At 71.2% G+C, this 20080-nt stretch carries 21 protein-coding genes; 2 read left to right on the plus strand and 19 right to left on the minus strand.

Annotated features, from left to right (window positions below; translation table 11 throughout):
- Window positions 1-70 precede the first annotated feature (70 nt).
- Window positions 71-1813, minus strand: a complete 1743-nt coding sequence (locus tag ABD093_RS12425) for a glycerol-3-phosphate dehydrogenase/oxidase (protein ID WP_319021538.1) — start codon at window positions 1811-1813, stop codon at window positions 71-73.
- Window positions 1814-2043: 230 nt separating this feature from the next.
- On the opposite strand from ABD093_RS12425, the gene ABD093_RS12430 reads away from it, so the two are divergent.
- Window positions 2044-3003 (plus strand): sugar-binding transcriptional regulator, encoded by a 960-nt coding sequence (locus ABD093_RS12430; protein ID WP_343924826.1) that lies wholly within the window; start codon window positions 2044-2046, stop codon window positions 3001-3003.
- Window positions 3004-3352: 349 nt separating this feature from the next.
- On the opposite strand, the gene ABD093_RS12435 is transcribed toward ABD093_RS12430, so the two are convergent.
- From ABD093_RS12435 to ABD093_RS12520, 18 genes are all read right to left on the minus strand, one after another.
- Window positions 3353-3820 (minus strand): ASCH domain-containing protein, encoded by a 468-nt coding sequence (locus tag ABD093_RS12435; protein WP_193116950.1) that lies wholly within the window; start codon window positions 3818-3820, stop codon window positions 3353-3355.
- A gap of 225 nt (window positions 3821-4045) precedes the next feature.
- Window positions 4046-4918: a formate dehydrogenase accessory sulfurtransferase FdhD gene (gene fdhD, locus ABD093_RS12440; protein WP_343924828.1), complete on the minus strand. Its 873-nt coding sequence runs from the start codon at window positions 4916-4918 to the stop codon at window positions 4046-4048.
- Between the two features lie 18 nt (window positions 4919-4936).
- On the minus strand, window positions 4937-5365 hold the full coding sequence (locus tag ABD093_RS12445) for an ArsR/SmtB family transcription factor (RefSeq protein WP_343924830.1): 429 nt from the start codon (window positions 5363-5365) through the stop codon (window positions 4937-4939).
- Window positions 5362-5856: an SRPBCC family protein gene (locus ABD093_RS12450; RefSeq protein ID WP_343924832.1), complete on the minus strand. Its 495-nt coding sequence runs from the start codon at window positions 5854-5856 to the stop codon at window positions 5362-5364. The genes ABD093_RS12445 and ABD093_RS12450 overlap by 4 nt, the downstream gene beginning before the upstream one ends.
- 130 nt (window positions 5857-5986) lie before the next feature.
- A complete protein-coding gene (locus tag ABD093_RS12455) occupies window positions 5987-6487 on the minus strand; it encodes an SRPBCC family protein (protein ID WP_343924834.1) in 501 nt (166 codons plus the stop codon).
- A 142-nt stretch (window positions 6488-6629) separates the two neighbouring features.
- Window positions 6630-7118, minus strand: a complete 489-nt coding sequence (locus tag ABD093_RS12460; protein ID WP_193116945.1) for an SRPBCC family protein — start codon at window positions 7116-7118, stop codon at window positions 6630-6632.
- An 87-nt stretch (window positions 7119-7205) separates the two neighbouring features.
- The gene (locus ABD093_RS12465; protein ID WP_193116944.1) at window positions 7206-8051 is read right to left on the minus strand and encodes an SDR family oxidoreductase; all 846 of its coding nucleotides are present in this window, start codon (window positions 8049-8051) and stop codon (window positions 7206-7208) included.
- Complete coding sequence (locus ABD093_RS12470; protein ID WP_343924837.1) at window positions 8051-8998, minus strand: ABC transporter substrate-binding protein; 948 nt, start codon at window positions 8996-8998, stop codon at window positions 8051-8053. Before ABD093_RS12470 ends, ABD093_RS12465 begins: the two co-directional genes overlap by 1 nt.
- An 84-nt stretch (window positions 8999-9082) precedes the next feature.
- On the minus strand, window positions 9083-9754 hold the full coding sequence (locus ABD093_RS12475) for an ABC transporter permease (protein WP_193116942.1): 672 nt from the start codon (window positions 9752-9754) through the stop codon (window positions 9083-9085).
- Window positions 9751-10503, minus strand: a complete 753-nt coding sequence (locus ABD093_RS12480; protein ID WP_343924839.1) for an ABC transporter permease — start codon at window positions 10501-10503, stop codon at window positions 9751-9753. Before ABD093_RS12480 ends, ABD093_RS12475 begins: the two co-directional genes overlap by 4 nt.
- Window positions 10500-11414: an ABC transporter ATP-binding protein gene (locus tag ABD093_RS12485; RefSeq protein WP_343924841.1), complete on the minus strand. Its 915-nt coding sequence runs from the start codon at window positions 11412-11414 to the stop codon at window positions 10500-10502. Before ABD093_RS12485 ends, ABD093_RS12480 begins: the two co-directional genes overlap by 4 nt.
- Before the next feature lie 167 nt (window positions 11415-11581).
- Complete coding sequence (locus tag ABD093_RS12490; protein WP_343924843.1) at window positions 11582-13216, minus strand: OmpA family protein; 1635 nt, start codon at window positions 13214-13216, stop codon at window positions 11582-11584.
- A gap of 128 nt (window positions 13217-13344) precedes the next feature.
- Window positions 13345-14169, minus strand: coding sequence for a class II glutamine amidotransferase (locus tag ABD093_RS12495; protein ID WP_343924845.1), 825 nt, complete (start codon window positions 14167-14169; stop codon window positions 13345-13347).
- 90 nt (window positions 14170-14259) lie between these two features.
- Window positions 14260-15078 carry an amino acid ABC transporter permease gene (locus tag ABD093_RS12500; protein WP_343924847.1) on the minus strand — a complete coding sequence of 273 codons (819 nt, stop codon included), beginning with the start codon at window positions 15076-15078 and terminating at the stop codon, window positions 14260-14262.
- Entirely contained in the window at window positions 15075-15776 is a 702-nt protein-coding gene (locus tag ABD093_RS12505; protein WP_343924849.1) for an amino acid ABC transporter permease, read from the minus strand. The genes ABD093_RS12500 and ABD093_RS12505 overlap by 4 nt, the downstream gene beginning before the upstream one ends.
- A gap of 137 nt (window positions 15777-15913) precedes the next feature.
- The gene (locus ABD093_RS12510; RefSeq protein WP_343924851.1) at window positions 15914-16894 is read right to left on the minus strand and encodes a glutamate ABC transporter substrate-binding protein; all 981 of its coding nucleotides are present in this window, start codon (window positions 16892-16894) and stop codon (window positions 15914-15916) included.
- Window positions 16895-16937: 43 nt separating this feature from the next.
- Window positions 16938-17882, minus strand: a complete 945-nt coding sequence (locus ABD093_RS12515; protein ID WP_343924853.1) for an amino acid ABC transporter ATP-binding protein — start codon at window positions 17880-17882, stop codon at window positions 16938-16940.
- 276 nt (window positions 17883-18158) lie between these two features.
- The gene (locus ABD093_RS12520; RefSeq protein ID WP_343924855.1) at window positions 18159-18959 is read right to left on the minus strand and encodes a hydroxymethylpyrimidine/phosphomethylpyrimidine kinase; all 801 of its coding nucleotides are present in this window, start codon (window positions 18957-18959) and stop codon (window positions 18159-18161) included.
- A gap of 277 nt (window positions 18960-19236) precedes the next feature.
- On the opposite strand from ABD093_RS12520, the gene ABD093_RS12525 reads away from it, so the two are divergent.
- The gene (locus tag ABD093_RS12525; RefSeq protein WP_343924857.1) at window positions 19237-20049 is read left to right on the plus strand and encodes a GtrA family protein; all 813 of its coding nucleotides are present in this window, start codon (window positions 19237-19239) and stop codon (window positions 20047-20049) included.
- Window positions 20050-20080: the final 31 nt, after the last annotated feature.

A 20080-nucleotide genomic window follows, 5' to 3' on the forward strand; every position in this document is an offset into this window, starting at 1 on the left:
GAGCTCCGCTGGGGCGCGCACGGTGCGCGCCCCGCACGGTGCCCGGCTCTTGTCGCCGGGCACCGGAACGTCATCGTCGGGAGGGCACCTCCGGGGCGTCGGCGAGGCGAGCCGCGGCCTGCTCATCGCTGGTGGTGTGTTCGCCGTCCAGACGGGCGGCGATGAAGTCCCGGTAGGTCTCGACCTCGCGGTCGCGCGTGGCGTCGTCCCAGCCCAGCTCAGGGCCGACGAGCGCGGCGACCTCGGGCGCCGCGTGGACGCCGCGGTCGCGAGTCTCGTAGTCCAGGCGCGTGCGGCGCTGGAGCACGTCGATGAGGTGGCGGGCGCCCTCGGCGCGCACGGCGTAGAGGACCTCGGCGCGCAGGTAGCGGGGCGCGTGCTCGAGCGGGGTGCCGAGCGAGGGGTCCTCGTCGATCAGCGCGAGCACGTCCGAGAGCAGGGCGCCGTAGCGGAAGAGCAGACGATCCACCCGGATCTCGTCGAGGCCGTAGCGTCGGCCGATCTCCTGCTTGTCTCGCACGAGGGACTCGTAGCCCTGGGCGCCGATCACGGGCACCGAACGGGTCAGGCTCGGGCGGCCGGGCTGGGTGTCCTTGATCGCGAAGTCGACGACGTCCTCGGCCATCACCCGGTAGGTGGTGTACTTGCCGCCGGCGATCGCGGACAGGCCCGGCTCGATCTCCATCACGGTGTGCTCGCGAGAGACCTTGGTGGACCCGCCCTCGGAGTTCTTGCGCACCGGCTGCAGCAGCGGGCGCAGGCCGGAGTAGACGCCGATGACGTCCTCACGGGTGAGATCGTCGGCGAGCACGGCGTTGGCGTGCTCGAGCACGTACTCGATGTCCTCGGCGGTCGCGCCCACGTCGCGGGGGTCCTGGGTCCACGGGGTGTCGGTGGTGCCGATGACCCAGTACTCGTCCCACGGGATGATGAACAGGACGGACTTCTCGGTCTGGGTGATGATGCCGGTGTCCGGGACGGCGGGGATGCGGTCGCGGGCGATCGTGATGTGGATGCCCTTGGACGCGAGCACCTCGAGGCCGGCGTCGGCCCCGGCGAGGTCCTGCTGGTCCTGGGTCCAGACGCCGCCGGCCAGGATGGTGTCGCGGGCGTGGACCTCGAACTCCTCGCCGGTCTCCTCGTCGCGCACCCGGGCGCCGATCACGCGGGTGCCCTCGTGGAGGTAGTCGACGACGCTCGTGTAGTTGGCGACCGAGGCGTCGTGCTGCGCGGCGGAGCGCACCAGCATCATCACGAAGCGGGCGTCGTCCACCTGCGCGTCGTAGTACTCCAGCGCGCCCACGGCCTTCTCGCCGTCCAGGGCCGGGAAGACGTCGAGCATCTTGTCGTGCAGGAGGTGGCGGTGCATCGGCACGGCGCGCTTGCGGCCCACGGACTGCATCGCGTCGTAGAGCATCACGCCGGAGCCGATGAACGCCCGGTCCACGACCTTCTTGAAGAAGGGGAAGACGAACTTGATGGGCTTCACCAGGTGCGGAGCCGTGTGCTGGATGAGCAGGTCGCGCTCGCGCAGAGCCTCGGCGACCAGCTTGAAGTCGAGCATCTGGAGGTAGCGCAGGCCGCCGTGCATGAGCTTCGAGGAGCGCGAGGAGGTGCCGCTGGCCCAGTCGCGGGTCTCCACCAGGCCCACGCTGAGCCCTCGCGTCGCGGCGTCGAAGGCCGCGCCGGCGCCGTTGACGCCGCCGCCGACGACGAGCACGTCGAGCGGGTTCTGGGGGGTCGCGGCGCGAAGACGCGAGAGATGCTCCGCCCGGTTCCCCGGGGTGAGTTCTGACCGATGCTGATCGGACACGTGGGTGCTCCTTTGCCGTGACGTCTGCGCCGCGACGGCTGATTCCTCAGGTCCGGTCCTCGACGTCGGACCTCGGGATCGATCCTCAGAGATCGGGCCGTCGGGGCCGAGCATCCTGGTGCCGGAGCCGTCGCAGTGGGGGCCGCCGTTGGCTGCGGCACCCGGAGCCATCGTGGAACCTCCGTGCACCATCACGCAAGCCGCGTGCACGAACGTGCAACACTGAGGGCATGACCCCCGACGACCGCCTCGAAACGGCCTTCACGGCTGCACGGATGTACTACGGCGAGAGCCAGACGATGGAAGCCATCGCGAGCGCCCTGTCCGTCTCGCGGTCGACCGTCTCGCGGATGCTGCGCGATGCCCGGGAGGCCGGACTGGTGCAGATCTCGCTGCGTCCGCCCGGAGCGCACCGGGTCGAGGAGCTGCGCCGGCGGATCTCCCAGCTGTACGGCGTCCAGGCGCACGTGATCGCCGCCGGCGCCACCGAGGACGAGCGCGAGCGCCTGCAGGCGGTGGCCGACGCCGGCGCCACGATGCTCGACGAGATGCTCGAGCCGGGGATGACGGTGGGGATGGCCTGGGGCACCACCATCGCCGCCCTGGTGGGGTCGCTGCGGCCGCGCCCTGTGCCGGGGCTGCGGATCGTGCAGCTCAACGGGGCGATCAACACAGAAGGCTCCGGTCTCACCTACGTCTCCACGGTGCTCTCCCGCGCCGCCGCGCTCTGGGACGCGACCGTGCACCACTTCCCCGTGCCCGCCTTCTTCGACTATGCCGCGACCCGGGACGCCATGTGGCACGAGCGCTCCGTGCACCGGGTGCTGGAGACCCAGCAGCAGTGCACCCTGGCCGTGTTCGGCGTGGGCGCCTTCGACGCGGCCGTTCCCAGCCACGTCTACACCAACAACTACCTGACCGAGGAGGATCTGCGGTCTCTGCGGGCCGACGGGGCGGTCGGGGACGTGTGCACCGTCTTCCTGCGGGCCGACGGCACCTACCGGGACATCGCGATGAACGCCCGCTGCTCCGGCCCGGACCCGTCCCAGCTGGCACGGATCCCCCGTCGCCTGCTGCTCGCGGCCGGCACCCGCAAGGCCCTGCCCCTGCGGGCCGCGCTGCGGGCCGGCGTCGCCACCGACCTGGTCATCGACGAGGTCACCGCGATGAGTCTGCTCGCGCTGCGCTGATCCACCCGCGGCGGCGGCCGCCCGTGCCCGCCCGCATCCACCGGCAGTCGCGGCCGCAGCCGCGGCCGCCCGCATCTACCGGCACCAGATGTGCAGGCACCGCTATATCCGGCCACCCCGCACACCTCACGCCACCGGATACCACCCCGCTCGGCCCGGCCAAGCCCAGCCGGGCCCGACCCGGCCCGACCCGACCCGACCCGACCCGACCCGACCCGACCCGACCCGGAAGCACGGTGCCGAGTCGGCGCCGGGCCTCTGGTGATGAGCCGTGGCGATATCTCCACGTCACATCACCATCGGCCTGCCCAGTGCAGCGACCGCCGACCCTCCTCGGCGCAGTGCGGCATCAGGAACGTCGCGGGGATGCCGCGTGCAGCACTCGGAAGCTCTCGCAGACCACCGGCATGTCCGAGGCGAAGCCGTGGGCTGAGTGCTCCCGCCAGAACTGCTCGTGGAGACGGCGCCAGCTGGCCAGGGTCCGGTCCTCCTCCCCTTCGGCGCGGGCATGCTCCTCGGTGACCTTGTCGAAGGGCGTCACCTCGACCGCGACCACCTCGAGCACGGCGCTCGGCGCCCCGGCTCCGTCGAGCACGATCGACAGGTCCCCGACCGCGGGCAGCGGCTCACCGTCATCGGCGTAGTCCTGCAGCGAGGAGGCCGTGGCGGTCTTGATGCCCGCGAGCACCAGAGCCAGCAGCTCGTCGGCCTGCTCAGCCGTGGCGCCGAAGGCCCAGGCCTCCGGAGGCTCAGGCGGGAGGTCCGGATGGGCGGTGCGGGCCTGTGCCCAGAAGTCGTAATGCTCAGTGGTGTTCACCCTGAGACGCTATCGGTAGATTTCCAGCGTGACCAGTGAAGTGATCGTCTCGGCGGCACCTTCCTGTCTCGCTGGCCTTGCTGATCTCGCCGGTCCTGCTGGCCCTACTGGCCCTACTGGCCCTACTGGCCCTACTGGCCCTACTGGCCACGGTGCCCCGTTGCGCCGTTCCCCGTTGCGCCGTTGCCCGTTGTCCCCGCCGGTCCCGCAGCCCCGCAGCCCCGATTAGCCTTCGACGGCGGAGAGGTCGAGGCGATCGGGGTGGGTATAGACGTTCATGCGGCCGTCGCCGTCCTCGGCCGCGCGGGTGAAGCCGACGAGCGTCATCCCGAACTCCTCGGCGGTCTCCACGGCGAGCGAAGTCGCTGCGGAGACGCAGGCCAGCATCGGGATACCGGCCATATACGCCTTCTGGGCGATCTCGAAGCTGGCTCGGGAGGAGACCAGCAGGAAGCAGTCACGCAGAGGCAGCCGGTCCTCGAGCAGGGCCCAGCCGATCACCTTGTCCACGGCGTTGTGACGGCCCACGTCCTCACGCACCACGAGGAGGTTCCCCTCGAGGTCGACGAGTGCAGCGGCGTGCACACCGCCGGTGCGGGCGAAGACGGGCTGGTGATCGGTGAGCTCGCGGGCGGCGGAGAGGATCGCGCGGGGATCGATGGCCCAGCTGCGCAGCAGCGTGTAGCGGCTCTTCTGCCGGACCGCGTCGATGCTCTCGGAGCCACAGACCCCGCACGCGGAGGTGGTGGTGAAGTTCTTCGTGACCAGGGGCAGCAGCTGCGGCCGGGAGGTCGTGAAGTCCATGACGTTGTACGTGTTGCGCGCGAAGCCGCTGCCGTCGTCCACCACGGCGCCGTCGCAGTAGCGGGCCTCGACGATGTCCTCGCGGTCGCGGATCACGGCCTCACCGTGCAGGAAGCCGTGGATGAGCTCGATGTCGTGGCCGGGTGTGCGCATGGTCAGCGACAGCTGCTGGCCGTTCACTCGGATGTCCAAGGGCTCTTCGACGGCGACGTGGTCGCCCTTGCGACCGGCGTACAGCGTGCCCTCACGCACCCGGACGGTGCGGATCCGCGTGGTGTCGGTGACCCTGCCCATCCTCCGAGGATAGACCGCTCACCTGCGCGGTGGTTCCTCGCCGCGGTCGGGCCCCTCCCCCGCTTCGGCCAGCTCCTTGATCCGTGCGAGCCGGCGATCCCAACCGCCGCCCACGGTCCCGAGCAGATCGGAGACCGCGAGGATCCGCGACGGCTCGACCGAGTGCACCCTTCTCGCCGATACCCGCTGAGCGTCGACCATCCCGGCGGTCTCCAGGATCCGCAGCTGCTTCGCGACGGCCTGCCGGGACAGACCCAGATCGCGAGCCACTGCGCCCGCGTCATCAGGCGTCTCCGCCAGGCGCACCAGGATCTGCCGACGGGTGCGGTCCGCGAGCGCTGTGAAGACGGCGTCGGCGCTTGGACCGAGCAGGCCCTCCGAGGGATCAGGCGCCCCCGCTGGGTCCGTCGGGGACAGCCGGCGGTCCGGTTCGGGGCGCGGGCTCACCTCGCGGCTTCCGCCACCGTGCGCGCGACCTCGAGCTCCTCGATCCATCCCCGGGAGTTCTCCTCGAAGGTCGTGCGACGCACCGCTGCGTCGGCGCTCATCGTCGAGAAACCGTGCTCGCGCACGGTGAGCTGCACACCGTCTGCCGCGGTCGGACCGTCGGGGCGGATCGTGAACTCGACGACTGTGGACGAGGCATCGGCGTCGTCCGCGGCTCCGGCCGACGCACCGCTGAGCCAGCGGAACACCGCACGACGGGGCGGCTCGAGCGCCTCGGTCACGATCGAGAACGTGCCGTGCACGGGGTCGACGACAGTGGACACGGCACCGTCGGTGGTCACCTCGTGCTCGCGGTACTCCCCGTCGTTGATGTACCACCCCGGCTCGCAGACGATCGCGAAGAAGGTCTCGGCTGTGGCGTCGATATGGATGCTGCGCTCGATCTCGTCCGGGACGTCGTCCGTGGTGAGACGGGGGTCGTGGTCGGTCATGACCTGCTCCTCGGCGTGGGGGCGCGGCCGCGACGACCGCTTCCCCACAGCGTGCCAGACGACGGACCGGGGTGCAACCCTATGGTTGCACCCGCGTTGGACGGCACGCCGAGGACGGTCCGGTCAGCCGTCAGTCGCGCCCGCGAGGATCCGAACGCCTCTCGGCCAGGTCGCGTGCCAGTTCGAGCTGCTGGTCCCAGCCGAGGGCGTTCTCCTCATAGTTCTTCCGACGCACCGCGACGTCCTCTCCGAGCCGGGCGAATCCGCTCTCCTGGACGGTCAGCCGCACCTCGTCGGACCGCGAAGAGCCGACAGGATCGATGGTGAACACGACGCTGTTGGAGGCGTCGGAGATCGCCCCGATGCCTCCTCCCAGCCAGCGGAAGCCGACCTTGTTCGGCGGCTCGTGCACCGTGGCCGACAGACTGCAGATTCCGTACACGGAGTCCTTGATCCGGGAGATCCCGCCGGCGGTCCGCACCTCGTGCTTGCGGTACTCGCCGTCGTTGATGAACCAGCCAGGCTCGCGCACGATCGCGAAGACGGTCTCGGCGGTCGCTCTGATGCGGATGCTGCGCTTGATCTCATCAGGGACGTCATTCGAGGTGGCGTGGGTGCCGTCAACACGCATGATGGAGCTCCTCGTGCTCGGTGGGCGGCCACGGTGCCGCCTGCACCCCAGAGTGACAGAGTCCGGGCCGCAGTCAAGGCCGTCCCTCGCGGCGTGTCCGGGCGCCCTCTGCTGACCCCGCCAGGCCGTTGCCCGGGCGCGATCAGGGGTTGGTGACCGCCGCGGCGAGCAGGTTGAGCGACTGCTCGAGGTCTTCCTCGGGGATGGCCGGGAAGCCGACCTGCTTCAGGAGCTTCTCGTCGGTGACCTTGGACCAGTCGTAGGTCAGGCTCACCTCGGTGGAGTCCGCGCCCTGGGACTTGAGCTCGTAGAGCCACTCCCAGCCGAGGGGCTCGGTGGGGGCGGTGCCATCGTCCGCCTCGGGTGCGGGCTGCCAGCCGACCATCTTGTTCTCGTCGTACGCGGTGACGAAGTTGTGGGTGCGGTAGTCGCCGCCCATCGCGTCGCGGTGCATGTTCATCACGAACTTCTCGCCGGACTTGTCGATGCGCTCGGTGTCGTCCGAGTTCCGGACGGTGCCCGAGCCGTCGAACTCGTGGTGCCGCGCAGGCAGCGTCAGCAGGCTGAACAGGTCCTTCGCGGGGGCGTCGATGGTGCGGGTCACGGTCACATGGGTCTCGTTGCTCGTCATGCCTTCACTGTGCCGCGTCGACGGGGCGATGTCATCCGCGAGCCGACCGCCCGGTCATCGCCGCTGGTCATAGCAGATCCGGGGCGATCACAGCGGATCCGCGACGGTCTCCTCGAGCGTGCGGGGAGCCCGGCCCAGCACGAGCTCGACGTCCCCGCTGACCACGTCGAGCTCGCCCGACCCGATCGCGGTGTACGTGCTGATCCAGGCGTCGACCTGCCAGTCGGGGGCTCCGTACGGGGCCCGGGAGGCACGCGCCTCCTCGAGCGTCTCGTCGACGTACTCGTACTCGGCACCGCGCGCCCGGGTCATCAGCAGCGCGGCCTCCCCGAGGGTGACGGCGACCGGACCGGTGAGGTCCAGGGCCCGCCCAGCCCACGGGGCAGGGTCGCGCAGGATCCTCGCAGCGACCTCGGCGACGTCCGCGCGGGCCACGTACGCGCAGCGGCCCACCCCGGCCGGGCCACGGATCAGGCGTTCCTCGCCGGCGAAGTCGAGCAGCACGTCGGCGTAGAAGCTGTCGCGCAGGAACGTCCAGGCCACGCCCGAGTCCCGGAGCAGCTGCTCGGTGGCGCCATGATCACGGGCGAGCGTGAACTCGGCGCTCGGCGACGCCCCGAGGAACGAGGTGTAGACGATATGGCCCACCCCGGCCTCCGCGGCGGCCGTGATCGCGGTGCGATGCTGCTCGATGCGGTCCACGGCCTCCCCGGCCGAGACCAGCAGGAGGGCGTCGACGTCCGCGAACGCGGCGCGACAGGCTGCGGCGTCGGAGAAGTCCGCGACCGCGATCTCCGCGCCGGGCTCCCGCGGGGCCCGTGCCGCGTCCCGGACGATCAGGCGCAGCCGGCCCTCTCCGTCGGCCTCGATCGTGAGCAGGCGCGCGACCTCCCCGCCGACCTTCCCGGTGGCTCCCGTGACCGCGATACGCATCAGACCAGGCCCTTCTCCCCCAGCCAGCCCTTCGCGATGTCCGCGGAGCTCGCCTGCTCCTCGACGCTGCGCCGGTTCAGCTCGACGAGGTCGTCGGCGCTGAGCGCCTCGATCACCGTGGTGATCGCCGCCGCGGCATCATCGTCGACCTTCTTCGAGACGACCGGCACCACGTTCTGCGGGAGGATCAGCGATTCGGGATCCTCGAGCGGCACCAGATCGTTCGCGATGATCGCGGGGTCGGAGGTGTAGAGGTCCGCGAGCTGCACGTCCCCGTCGGTCAGGGCCTGGACGGTCAGCGGCCCGCCGCCGTCCTCGACGGGGACCACGGTGACGTCCACGCCGTAGACCGTCTTGACGCCCTCGGGACCATAGGGGCGCACCTCGAACTCGCTGTTGGCGGCGATCTTCAGGTCCTTGAGGCCGGCGAGGTCCGCGATCGTGGTCAGGGAGTTCGAGCTCGCGAAGTCGGAGGTCGTGGTGTACGAATCCTGGTCGGTGGCCTGCGCGAAGGGCAGCAGGCGCAGCCCGTCCGGGAGCACCTCGGACAGCGCCGAGTGGATCTCCTCGGGGCTCGCGGACTCCGCGTCGGGCTCGTAGTTCTGCAGCAGGTTGCCCGTGTACTCGGGCATCACATCGAGCGCGCCGCTCTCGAGCTCGGGGAGGTACACCTCGCGCTGGCCGATCTGGTACTGGCGGTCGACGGTGAGGCCGGCCTTCTCGAGCACCTGGGCGAACAGCTCGGCGATGATCTCGTTGGAGTAGTACGCCTGCGAGCCGACGACGATCGTGCCGGCATCGGCCGAACCGCCGCCGTCCGATGAGCCGCCGCCGGCGCCGTCCTCCTCCGCGAAGGGATCCGAGGAGCTGCAGGCGGCCGCGCCGAGTGCGACGCCGCCGAGACAGAGCGCGCCGAGCAGGTGACGACGGGTGCTGTGGATGGACATGATTCTCCTTGAGACAGGCGGGGCTTTGCGATCGTGGTGGGCAATCGAGTGGGCGGGCGATCAGGCAGTCAGGCGGGCGGGCGGTCAGGCGGGACGGGTGCCGCGGGGCAGGGTCAGTCGCTGGGTCAGCAGCAGGGCGAGGTCGAGCACGAGGGCGAGGGCGATCACCAGCACGGACCCGGCGATCATCTGCGGGTAGTCCTGGGAGCCGAGCCCCAGGAAGATGTAGCGGCCCAAGCCCCCGTTCCCGACGTAGGCGGCGAGCATCGCCGTGGCCACGACCTGCACGGTCGCCCCGCGGAAACCGCCGACGATCAGCGGCATCCCCAGCGGCACCTCGACCCGCGTGAGGATCTGCCATTCGGTCATCCCCTGCGCGCGGGCGGCATCGACAGTGGCCGGATCCGCGGATTCGACGGCCGAGGAGGCCCCGGCCAGCAGGGACGGGATCGCGAGGATCACGAAGGCGAGCATCGGCGCGGTGAGCCCGATCCCCACCATCAGGGCGAACAGGGTGACCAGGCCCAGGGTGGGCAGGGCTCGGGCGGCACCGGCGGCGGTCACCGCGATCCCCTTGCCGATCCCCGTGTGGCCCACGAACAGGCCCAGCGGGATGGCGATCAGGGCGGCGACGGCCACGCCCAGCACGGTGTAGCCGAGGTGCTCGAGGGTGCGCATCGGGATCCCGGAGGGCCCGGACCAGTGCGTGGGATCCCCGAGCCAGGCGAAGGCTTCGAGGTACGGGTTGCCGTTCATGACTGCCTCCCCGCATTGCTCTGCGCCGGCGACGGGGACCCGGCCTGCGTCTGGGGCCCGGTCTGGGGCTGGGTCTGCGCCTGCGTACGGGGTCGGGCCCTGGTGCGGGGTCGGGTGCTGGTCCGTGACCACGGCATGAGCGCCCTTCCCAGCAGCACCAGCAGGGCGTCGGTGAGCAGCGCGAGCACTGCGGTGAGCACCACGCCGGCCCCGATCTCGGCGAGGATGCCGCGGCGGAACCCATCCACGAAGAGCATGCCGAGACTGGGAACGCCGAGCACACCGCCGACGGTGACCAGCGAGATCGTGCTGACCGCGACGACGCGCACCCCGGCCAGCAGCACGGGGCCCGCCAGCGGCAGCTCGACCTGCAGGAAGCGAGCCGACGGCGCATACCCCTGGGCCGTCGCCGAGCCGAGCACGTCCCGGCTCACGGACCGGAAGGCGTCCGACGCCGCCGGCACCATGAGCGCGAGCCCGTACAGCGACAGGGCGATCGAGATGTTCAGCGGACTGCGCACACCGGTGCCGAGGAGGCCGGGCAGCAGCACGAACAGCGGCAGCGAGGGGATCGCGTACATCAGTCCGGAGGTGGTGGTGACGCCGGTGCGCAGCCAGCCGCGGGAGTTGGCCAGCTTCGCCAGCGGCAGCGACAGCACGAACGCGACCAGGATCGGCGGGATGGCCTGCAGCAGATGAGAGCCGGTGTAGCCCGCGATCACGTCGAGGTTCTCGAGCACCCAGCTCACGGCGAGGTCGCCCCCGTCGGCTGGTCTCCGGAGGGCAGGTCACCCGAGGAGCTCTCGCCCGTCGACCCGTCGCCCGCGGACCCACGCCCTGCGGCGGCGCGAGTCTCCAGCACGCCGGCGGCGCGCCCGTCGGCGTCGACCACGACGTCGCGCCCGTCGACCCGTTCGACGTGCAGAGTGCGGACCCCGCGGTCCGCGCCCACGAAGCTCGCCACGAAGTCGTCGGCCGGCTCCGCGAGGATCTCCTGCGGGGTGCCGATCTGGGCGATGACGCCACCGGGCTTGAGGAGCACCACGCGATCGCCGATGAGGAAGGCCTCGTCGATGTCGTGGGTGACGAACACGATCGTCTTCTTGAGATCGCGCTGCAGGTGCATCAGCTCCTGCTGCAGCTCGCGGCGCACGATGGGGTCCACGGCCCCGAAGGGCTCGTCCATGAGCAGGATGTTCGGGTCGGCCGCGAGACCGCGGGCCACGCCCACCCGCTGCTGCTGGCCGCCGGAGAGCTGCCCGGGGTAGCGGGTGGCGAGCGCGGGGTCCAGGCCGACGGTGTCCATGAGCTCGCGGGCACGCTCGCGCGCCGCGCCCTTCGCGGTGCCGCGCAGCACGGGGACGGTGGTGATGTTGTCGAGCACGGTGCGATGGGGCAGCAGTCCCGAGGCCTGCATGACGTAGCCGACGGAGCGGCGCAGGCGCACCGGGTCCATCGCGGCGACGTCCTCGCCGTCGATCGTGACGCGCCCGGAGGTCGGGTCGACCATCCGGTTGATCATGCGCATGAGGGTGGTCTTGCCGGAGCCGGAGGTGCCCACGAGCGCGACGGCCTCGTGAGAGGCGATCTCGAGGGTGAAGTCCTCGACGGCGAGGGTGCCGCCGGGGTACTCCTTGCGGACGTTCTCGAAACCGATCACGTGGCCTCCTGACGGGGCGTCGTGGGGTGAGGGGCGGGGTCGACCGCGATCAGGGGATCCGGGGACCGACCTGTCCGAGCCGCAGAGCGCCGAGGGTTCCCACAGTATCGCCCCTGGGTGACGGCGGGCGAAGAGCGGCGCGCCCCTCCGTCCCGGGCGCGGCGGCCTCACGCCCCGATCGGCACCTCGGTCATCCGCCAGGTCGACTCGTTGGCGAAGGCCAGCGGCCCGGTTGTCCCGTACTGCAGCGCGACCTCCGCACCGGCCTCGACGCCCGCGATGTCGCGGGGGAAGACGAGCTCGATGATCCGCGGCACCCCGCCGTCGGCCGCCGTGTTCAGGGAGAGATCGGTGAGCGGGCGGGTGGTCTCCGCGGGCCCGCCGGCCCGATGGAAGGCAGGGTAGGTGAGCACACTGCCCACGAGCACCCCGACCGCGCCGCTGCTGGCGAGCAGGGTGTACGTGCTGACGCCGTCGGGCTCGGTGGGCATTCCGATGCCGTCGTCGAACTGCCCGATCCCCGTCACGCCGCTGCGGTCCTCATCCCTCGGCGTGACCTCGAGAGTGACGACGAGGTGGTCCTCGAGCATCCGGGCGGCGCCGAGCTGGAGGTCGAAGGGGCGCAGCACCCACTGCTCGCTGCCGTCGAACCGCACGCCCTCGGCAGCGGTGCCGGCCCTCCCCTCGAACTCGGGCATCTCGCGGGTCACCTCCTCCTCGCGCAGCGGGGTCTCGAGCACGATCTCGACGCGGCGGTTCAGCGCCTTGCCGTCCTCGGTGTCGTTGGAGGCGATGGGCTCGGCCTCGCCTTTGCCGTCGGTGGACAGCTCGTAGTCGGAGGTGTCCAGCCGCTTCTCGAGCGCCGTCGCGACGGCGGCGGCCCGCTCCTTCGAGAGGGTGAGGTTCGAGGCGTCGGAGTCGACGGAGTCGGTGTGGCCGATGACCGTCACGGGACCGGGCTCGTGGGACTCGATCCGCCGCGCGGCCTCGTCCAGGGCGCTCTTCGCTGCCTCGTCGAGCTCGGACGAGCTCGAGTCGAACAGCACGTCGGAGCTGATCGCGACGGTCGTGGTCCCCACCTCCCGCGTCTCCCGGAGCGGCTCGGCGAGGTCCTGAGACAGCAGGAGCATCGGCTCGAGCGGCGCGTCCTCGATCGCGGCGAGGTCCAGCTGCTCCTCGGCACCCTCGACCCCGGGGACCTCGGCCTCGATGACGGGCACGTCGGTGACCAGGGGGAGTTTCGGGAGGTAGACGGCGAGGGCGTCCGTGCCGGGATCCGCGAAGGCGATCTGCACGGTGCCGGCGAGGGCCTGCGTGCCGGAGTCGGCGGTCTCTCCGTTGTCGGCCCGGACGCCGACCGTCTTCCCCTCGGCGTCCACGGCCGTGGAGGCGACCTGATCGCCGGCGAGATCCACCAGGCGCACGCCGAGAAAGTCCCTCGTGTCCCCTCCGCTCGCAGAACCCCAGCCGTCGGACCAGGCAGAGGTCACCTCCCCCGTGAGGGTCCCACCGACGACGTACTGATCCTCGAACTCGGCGGCGTCGCCCTCGGCCGTCAGGTCGACGGTGAGCACCAGGTGCTCACCGCTGCGCACGATGGGGTGGACACGGACGGCGACCTCGGTGTGCCGCAGGAAGAACGAACCCTCAGCGACGACGGCGCCCGGGTCGGCCGCCTCGCCGCCGCCGTCGCTCGCGCCACCGGTGCCGTCCGTCGCGGAGTCGTCCTGCTCCGTGCAGGCGGTCACCGTGCCTCCGGCGAGGACGACGGCGAGCAGTGTGCGGCGGCGCAGTGCGGTCATCGCTCCAGACTAATAGCGCTGGACAGTCGTCCCAAATGTCGCGGTCAGGAGCCTGATCGGTCGCGCCTCCGCTCGCTCCTGTCGGCATGCTCCACCGATGTCGTCCGTTCTCCGCGGTGTCCTGACCCTCAGCTCGCCGCCGGCAGCGGCGGGTGCTCCTGGACCCGCAGCGTGCCGCGGTGCACGGTCAGCGCCGCACCCTGGTCGAGGGTCGTGAAGCCGGGCTGCGGGTAGCCGGTCGAGGAGACGAGCACCCGGTCGTGGTCGGCGCGCCAGCGCAGGTCGTACACCTCCGTCGGCTGATCGGCCGGGGCCTGGGGCGGATCGTGCTGGGCGAAGGCGACGAGCGTGCCGGGCGTGGTGAGCAGGCAGTTCAGCGACTCGGGCGGGCGGCCGAAGAGGTCCAGGGACAGCGCGGTGAGATCGGCGGCCGCGTGCTGGATCGCGAGCGCCCAGTCCGCCTGCCCCTCCCGCGGCGGGAGCTCGCCCGCCCAGGCGGTGATCAGCGAGAGGAACAGCTCGGAGTCGGTGGTGCCGAGCGGGGCGCGGCCGCCGCGAGCGAGGATCCGTTCGCGCAGCTGGTCGGAGAGGTCGAACTGGCCGTTGTGGCTGAAGGTCATCTCCCCCTCGACGAAGGGGTGGGTGTTCTCCGGGGTCAGCGCCAGGCCCACGCTCGCCCGGCGCAGGTGCACCACGATCACCTCGCCGCGCGCCTCCGCGACCGCGTCCCCGTAGGCGTTCGAGGCGCGGGCGGTGTCGGTGCCTCGGCGCAGGTGCGGGACGAGCGGCGCCGGGTCATCCCTGCCGTCGGCCCCCGTCCCCGAGGGATACCAGGCCACGCCCCAGCCGTCCTTGTGCCGTTCGGAGAGGGCGGTGAACAGCGGCAGCTCCTCCGGGAGGATCTCGGGCAGCGGGCGCTCGCCGCGGGAGACGACGCCGAGCAGACGGCACATGAGAGCTCTCCTTCCCCTGCTGCGGCGGGCTCGTCGGCCGCGGACCGACGGACGAGACCGGTCGCCGACGAGGCGTCGCGACGGCCTGGTTCAGGACGCGGCGGCCCGGGCCTTCATCCGCGCGTCGAGCGCGAGCGCCACGCGGGTGAGCAGGAAGTTGATGACGATGTAGATGACGGAGACGACGAGATAGGTCTGCACCAGGTAGCGGGTGATCGACACGAGCGTCTTGCCCTGGAACTGCAGCTCGTTGTAGCTGACCACGTAGCCGAGGGTCGAGTCCTTGAGCAGCGTGACCAGGGCCAGGATCAGGCTCGGCAGCACGAGGCGCACCGCCTGCGGCAGCACCACCGAGGCCATGGCGTCGCGCCGCGAGAGCCCGATCGCGGCCGCGGCCTCGTGCTGGCCGCGGTCCACCGCGTTGATGCCCGCGCGGAACACCTCGGCGGTGGTCGCGGAGGAGACCAGGATCATCGGGATCACCAGCATCCAGAACCGTGGGAAGGTCACGCCGAAGGCGGGCAGCGCCAGCAGGAAGGCGTACACGACCAGCAGCATCGGGATGCCGCGGTAGAACTCGATCCACACCGCCGCGAGCGCGCTGAGCACCCGGAGGCGGGAGAGCCGCGCGAGGGCCAGCAGCAGCCCGAGCGGGAACGCGACCACGGCGGCGAGCGCGGTGACCTTGAGCGTCCCCCACAGCCCCTGCCAGAGGAACGCGAGGTAGTCCACGCGCAGGTAGACGATCCACTTGCCCGGGTCGAGCTGCCCGTTGGACTGGAACTGCCACAGCGCCGCCGCGAGCAGCGCGAGGATCACCACGACGCTCAGGACGGACAGCAGCAGGATGCGCCGACGCCCCTTCGGGCCGGGCGCGTCGAAGAGGACCTGGGTCGCAGTGAAAGTCATGCCTGCGCTCCTGCCGTCACGTCGAGCGCGGAGCCGGCCCGCGAGCGGTCACGCCCGCTGCCCGGGGAGACGGCCCGCTCGATCACGCCGCCGAGCGCCGCCCCGCCGAGCGAGAGCACCAGATAGGCGGCGCCGGCGATGAGGAACATCAGCACCGCCTGTGCGTAGCGGATGTTCAGCGTCTGCGTCACCCAGGTGACCTCCTGCACCGCGATCGCCGAGCACAGGGCTGAGCCGATCACGGTGCCGATGAACACGTTCACCAGCGGCTGCACCATCGAGCGGAACGCCTGCGGCAGCACCACGAAGCGCAGCGTCCCGAAGAAGCCCAGCCCGATCGAGCGCGCCGCCTCCGCATGGCCGACGGGCACCGTGTTGATCCCCGAGCGCACGTTCTCGCACACGAACGCCGCCGAGGACAGGGTCAGCCCCAGCACCCCGCACCAGAAGTACGGCAGGCGCAGCCCCACGTCCGGCAGGCCGAAGGCGATGAGGATCAGCAGGCTCAGCAGCGGGATGTTGCGGAAGATCTCCACGTACACGGTCGCCGCCCAGCGCAGCGGCGGGATCGGGCTGACCCGCGCCACCGCCATCGCGGTGCCGACGACCAGTGCGAACACGTAGCCGAGCACGGTCAGCGCGACCGTGGTCCCGATGCCCTGCAGCAGCAGCGGGATGTTCTCGCGGATGGCGTCCATCAGATGCCTCTCGGTGCGATCGGGGGAAGGGGGTCAGGGACCGGCCGTCGGCAGGGCGCCGACCGTCGGCCGGGCGACTGCGGCCGACAGGGCGGCGGCCCGTCGGACGACGTGCGTCCGACGGGCGCCGACGACCGTCAGGAGGGCAGGTCGCCGGGGGTGGGCGGCTCCGGCGCTTCCCCGTCGACGACCTCGCCGATCGTCGCCGTCCACAGCGCCTCCCAGGTGCCGGAGTCGATCAGCTCCTGCAGGAAGGTGTTGACGAAGTCGACCGCTCCCTCGCTCTCCTTCGACAGGCCGATGCCATAGGGGTCGTCGACGAAGGGCTCGCCCACCACGGCGACCTCCGGGTCCGCGGCGGAGTTGCCGAGCAGCACGCCCTGGTCCAGCACGTACGCGTCGGCGCGGCCCTGCTTGAGCGCGGCGACGCAGGACTCGTTGTCCGGGAGGGTCTGGACGAGGGAGGCGTCGTAGTCCGGGATGAACTCCTCCGCGGCCTGGACGCCGGTGGAGTTCGACTGGGTGACGATCTTCAGGCCGGTGAGATCGTCGGGACCGGAGATCTTCTCCGCGTCCTCGGCGCGGACCTGCACCGCGGTGCCCGAGAGGTAGTAGGGGCCGGCGAAGTCGATGACCTCGAGCCGCTCGGGGGTGATCGAGTAGGTCGCGATCACGCAGTCCACGGTCCCGTTCTCGACCAGGGTCTCGCGGGTCTCGACGGTGGTGTCGATGTACTCGACCTTCTCCTCGCCGCCCTCGCCGAGGATGTACTTGGCCAGCAGCTGGGTGATCCCGGCGTCGAAGCCGGTGGGCTGGCCTCCGGTGGTGGAGGCGAGGGAGAAGACCTGGTTGGCGACGGTGCCGCCGCGGATCAGCTGGTCCTTCTCCTTGATGGCCGCGGCCCAGGCGCTACCGGAGATCGCGTCATCGTCGGCGACGGGGCCCGAGGCGATCACGTCGGCGAAGGGCGAGCCCTCCTCGTCACCGCCAGCGGCGCCGCCGCCGAGGTCGGGGCCGTCTCCCGTGTCGGAGCCGCAGGCGGCGAGGCCCACGAGGGGCAGGGCGGCCGCGGCGGCGACGATCGCGCGGCGGCGGGGACGGAAGCTCGTGCTGGTCATGGGTCTCTCCGGTCTCTCGGTGGGGGTCGGTGCGTGGCGGGCGTCAGTGCGCGAGGATCTTGGACAGGAAAGCCTTGGCGCGGTCGCTGCGCGGGGCGGTGAAGAACTCCTCGGGCTCGCCCTGCTCGACGATCTCGCCCTGGTCCATGTAGACGACGCGGTCGCACACATGGCGGGCGAAACCCATCTCGTGGGTCACGACGAGCATCGTCATGCCCTGCTCCGCGAGCTCGCCCATCACGTCGAGCACCTCGTTGATGACCTCGGGGTCCAGGGCGGAGGTGGGCTCGTCGAAGAGCAGCGCCTTGGGCCTCATCGCCAGGGCACGGGCGATGGCCACGCGCTGCTGCTGGCCGCCGGAGAGCGCGGTGGGCAGGGAGTTCGCCTTGTCCGCGAGGCCCACGCGCTCGAGGAGCTCCCGGGCCTGCTGCTCGGCCTCCGCCTTGCTCGCGCCGCGCACCTTGCGCGGGCCGAGGGTCACGTTGTCGATCGCCTTGAGGTGCGGGAAGAGGTTGAAGCTCTGGAACACCATGCCCACGTCGCTGCGCAGCCGGGTGAGGTCCTTGCCCTCCTCGGGCAGACGCTCGCCGTCGATGGTGATCTCACCGTCGGTGATGGTCTCGAGGCGGTTGATGCAGCGGCACAGGGTGGACTTGCCGGAGCCGGACGCCCCGATCAGCGCGACCACCTCACCGCGGTGGATGTCGAGGTCGATGGTCTTCAGCGCCTGGAAGTCGCCGAAGAACTTGTCGACCCCGCGCAGCGAGATCAGCGCCTCGCCGATCTCCTTCGGGGCGCCGCCGGAACGGGAGGCGCGGGGCGTCCGGGCGGTGCCGGAACCGTCCGTGGGCCCGACCGTCCCGGCGGTGCCGGAACTGTCCGTCCCGGGGTCGGACCGCCCAGCGTCGTGCGCTGCCGGAGTCTCCGCGCGGTGCGCTCCCGGAATCTCCGCGCGGTGCGCTCCCGTGGGCATGCTGCTGTCACTCATGGTCCGAGAATGCGCGGAATCGGGGCATCTGTCCAGATCAGGCCTCGATCGATCGCATGTCGGAACGATTTCGTGACCAGGGGCGTCACCCTGCGCACCCACGGGCGCCAGGTGCCCAGGATCCGCCATATAGCGGCTCCCTGCACACTGCCCGCCAGTGGATGCGATGCGCCCAGACGGCCCCGCCCAATCAGCCCGGCCGAGTCAGCAACTCGGCGATCCAGCAGCCCTGCAGACCGGCAGACCAGCCGACCAGCCGACCGGCCGACCGGCAGATCAGGCCCGGTAGTTGCCCTGGTAGACGGCCTCGAAGGGCGCATGGCCGCCCTGACGGTTCTCGATGGAGCTGACCACGACGTCCTTCGCCACGCGAGCGGCCTCGAGCGGGGTGGCGCCCTTGGCCAGCTCGGCGGTGACGGCGGCGGCGAGCGTGCAGCCGGCGCCGGAGACCCGCTCCTGGCCGATCTTGGGGCTGCGCAGCTCGACGGTCTGGTCTCCGTCGTAGAACACGTCCACCGCGTCCTCGCCCTCGAGCACCACGCCGCCCTTGGCCAGCACGATCACGTCGTAGGTGTCGTGGATGCGCTTCGCGGCCTCGGTGAGCTCCGCGACGCTCTCGATGGATTCCATCCCCGACAGGGCGAGGGCCTCGAAGTGGTTCGGCGTGACGAAGGTGGCCAGGGGCAGCATCTTCTCCTTGAGCGCATTGTCGGTGTCCAGGGCGGCACCGGGCTCCTGGCCCTTGCAGATCAGCACCGGGTCCAGGACCACGTTGGTGAAGCTGCGCTCGGCGAGCGAAGCGGCGACGGCGTCGATCGTGGCGGGCGTGCCGAGCATGCCGATCTTCACGGTGTCGATGTCGTGCACCGCGGTGGTGGCCTCGATCTGATCCGCGATGACCTGCGGCTCCACGGGCACGAAGCGATGCCCCCAGTCGTTCTTCGGATCGAAGGACACGATGCAGGTCAGGGCCGCGGTCCCGAAGGTCCCCAGCTGGTGGAAGGTCTTCAGGTCGGTCTGCGCCCCGGCGCCTCCGGTGGTCTCGGAGCCGGCGATGGTGAGGGCGATGTGAGTCATGGCGTTCTCTTCCTGCGAGGTGGTGATCGTGTGCGCCGCACGGCGATCGGCCCGACGAGGCCGTCCGACGGGGTCGCCCGGCGGGGCGAGCGTCCGGACGGGCGACGGGGCCGATGCTGCGGCCGTGACCGCGCGCTCCCAGGGCGCCGGGCGGTGCCGGACCCGTCGCAACGGTCGTGCCGCGCGCTCCCAGGGTTCGGAGGCCTCGATGTGAGGTGCCTCCGACCCGTCGCTGCGACAGGAGGCCGATCCTAACGCCTCGGGTACAGTGCCGGGCGTGCTGACCCCCGAGACCCCGGCGGATATCGCGGACCCGGCCCGGTCCGCGCGCTCCCTGACGTCCGGGTCTGGCGCGCCGAGCACCCCCGGGACCGACACCTCCCCGCAACCGGACGACGGGCAGGCGTCGACCGACGGGACGACGGATGTCCGGCCGACGGACGGTCGAGCGGCTGGAGCGCACGCATCGGGCGATCATCCGTCGACACCCTTCCCCGGCTGGGACTCCTGCTCGTCCCTCGAGCTCGCCGGGACGGACGAGCGGCAGGCTCCCGGGCGGCGACCACGTCCGTCGACCCAGCGCCCGCCGCGCACCCCACGCACCCCACGCACCCCACGCACCCCACGCACCCAGCGTCCTCCCCTTCGCGGCCTGATCGATGATCACCTGGCCTCGACGCTGAAGTTCCTGGTGGTCGGCGGGCTGGTGTTCCTCCTGGACGCCGCGATGTACAACCTGCTGGTGTTCTGGCACCCCACCCAGGGCTGGGGCGAAGGCCTCATGCACGCCAACCCGCTCACGGCGAAGGTGCTCACGATCGCCGCCGCGTCGTGCCTGACGTACCTCGGCAACCGCCTGTGGACCTTCGGCGACCGCCCGCGCCCGGACACCACCCGGTCGATCATGCTGTTCGTCCTGATCAACGTGATCGCCTCCGGGCTGCAGCTGTCCTGCCTGGGCTTCTCCCGGTACGCGCTGGGGCTGGACTCGCTGCTGGCCGACAACATCTCCGGCACGCTGATCGGACAGATCGTCTCGACGTCGTTCCGCTACGTCACCTATGGACGCTTCGTGTTCCCCCGCCGTTGAATCCCCCGTTGTTGAATCCCCTGCCGTTGCT

This window comes from Brachybacterium tyrofermentans (assembly GCF_039526165.1).
GTDB classification, from domain to species: Bacteria; Actinomycetota; Actinomycetes; order Actinomycetales; family Dermabacteraceae; genus Brachybacterium; species Brachybacterium tyrofermentans.

Bases quoted from the DNA above. Each gene is read 5' to 3' on its own strand.
- ABD093_RS12455 (WP_343924834.1), bottom strand. From the start codon at position 6,487: ATGCGTGTTGACGGCACCCACGCCACCTCGAATGACGTCCCTGATGAG.
- ABD093_RS12460 (WP_193116945.1), bottom strand. From the start codon at position 7,118: ATGACGAGCAACGAGACCCATGTGACCGTGACCCGCACCATCGACGCC.
- ABD093_RS12515 (WP_343924853.1), bottom strand. From the start codon at position 17,882: ATGAGTGACAGCAGCATGCCCACGGGAGCGCACCGCGCGGAGATTCCG.
- ABD093_RS12500 (WP_343924847.1), bottom strand. From the start codon at position 15,078: ATGACTTTCACTGCGACCCAGGTCCTCTTCGACGCGCCCGGCCCGAAG.
- ABD093_RS12505 (WP_343924849.1), bottom strand. From the start codon at position 15,776: ATGGACGCCATCCGCGAGAACATCCCGCTGCTGCTGCAGGGCATCGGG.
- ABD093_RS12470 (WP_343924837.1), bottom strand. From the start codon at position 8,998: ATGTCCATCCACAGCACCCGTCGTCACCTGCTCGGCGCGCTCTGTCTC.
- ABD093_RS12490 (WP_343924843.1), bottom strand. From the start codon at position 13,216: ATGACCGCACTGCGCCGCCGCACACTGCTCGCCGTCGTCCTCGCCGGA.
- ABD093_RS12495 (WP_343924845.1), bottom strand. From the start codon at position 14,169: ATGTGCCGTCTGCTCGGCGTCGTCTCCCGCGGCGAGCGCCCGCTGCCC.
- ABD093_RS12430 (WP_343924826.1), top strand. From the start codon at position 2,044: ATGACCCCCGACGACCGCCTCGAAACGGCCTTCACGGCTGCACGGATG.
- fdhD (WP_343924828.1), bottom strand. From the start codon at position 4,918: ATGGGCAGGGTCACCGACACCACGCGGATCCGCACCGTCCGGGTGCGT.
- ABD093_RS12475 (WP_193116942.1), bottom strand. From the start codon at position 9,754: ATGAACGGCAACCCGTACCTCGAAGCCTTCGCCTGGCTCGGGGATCCC.
- ABD093_RS12520 (WP_343924855.1), bottom strand. From the start codon at position 18,959: ATGACTCACATCGCCCTCACCATCGCCGGCTCCGAGACCACCGGAGGC.
- ABD093_RS12510 (WP_343924851.1), bottom strand. From the start codon at position 16,894: ATGACCAGCACGAGCTTCCGTCCCCGCCGCCGCGCGATCGTCGCCGCC.
- ABD093_RS12450 (WP_343924832.1), bottom strand. From the start codon at position 5,856: ATGACCGACCACGACCCCCGTCTCACCACGGACGACGTCCCGGACGAG.
- ABD093_RS12465 (WP_193116944.1), bottom strand. From the start codon at position 8,051: ATGCGTATCGCGGTCACGGGAGCCACCGGGAAGGTCGGCGGGGAGGTC.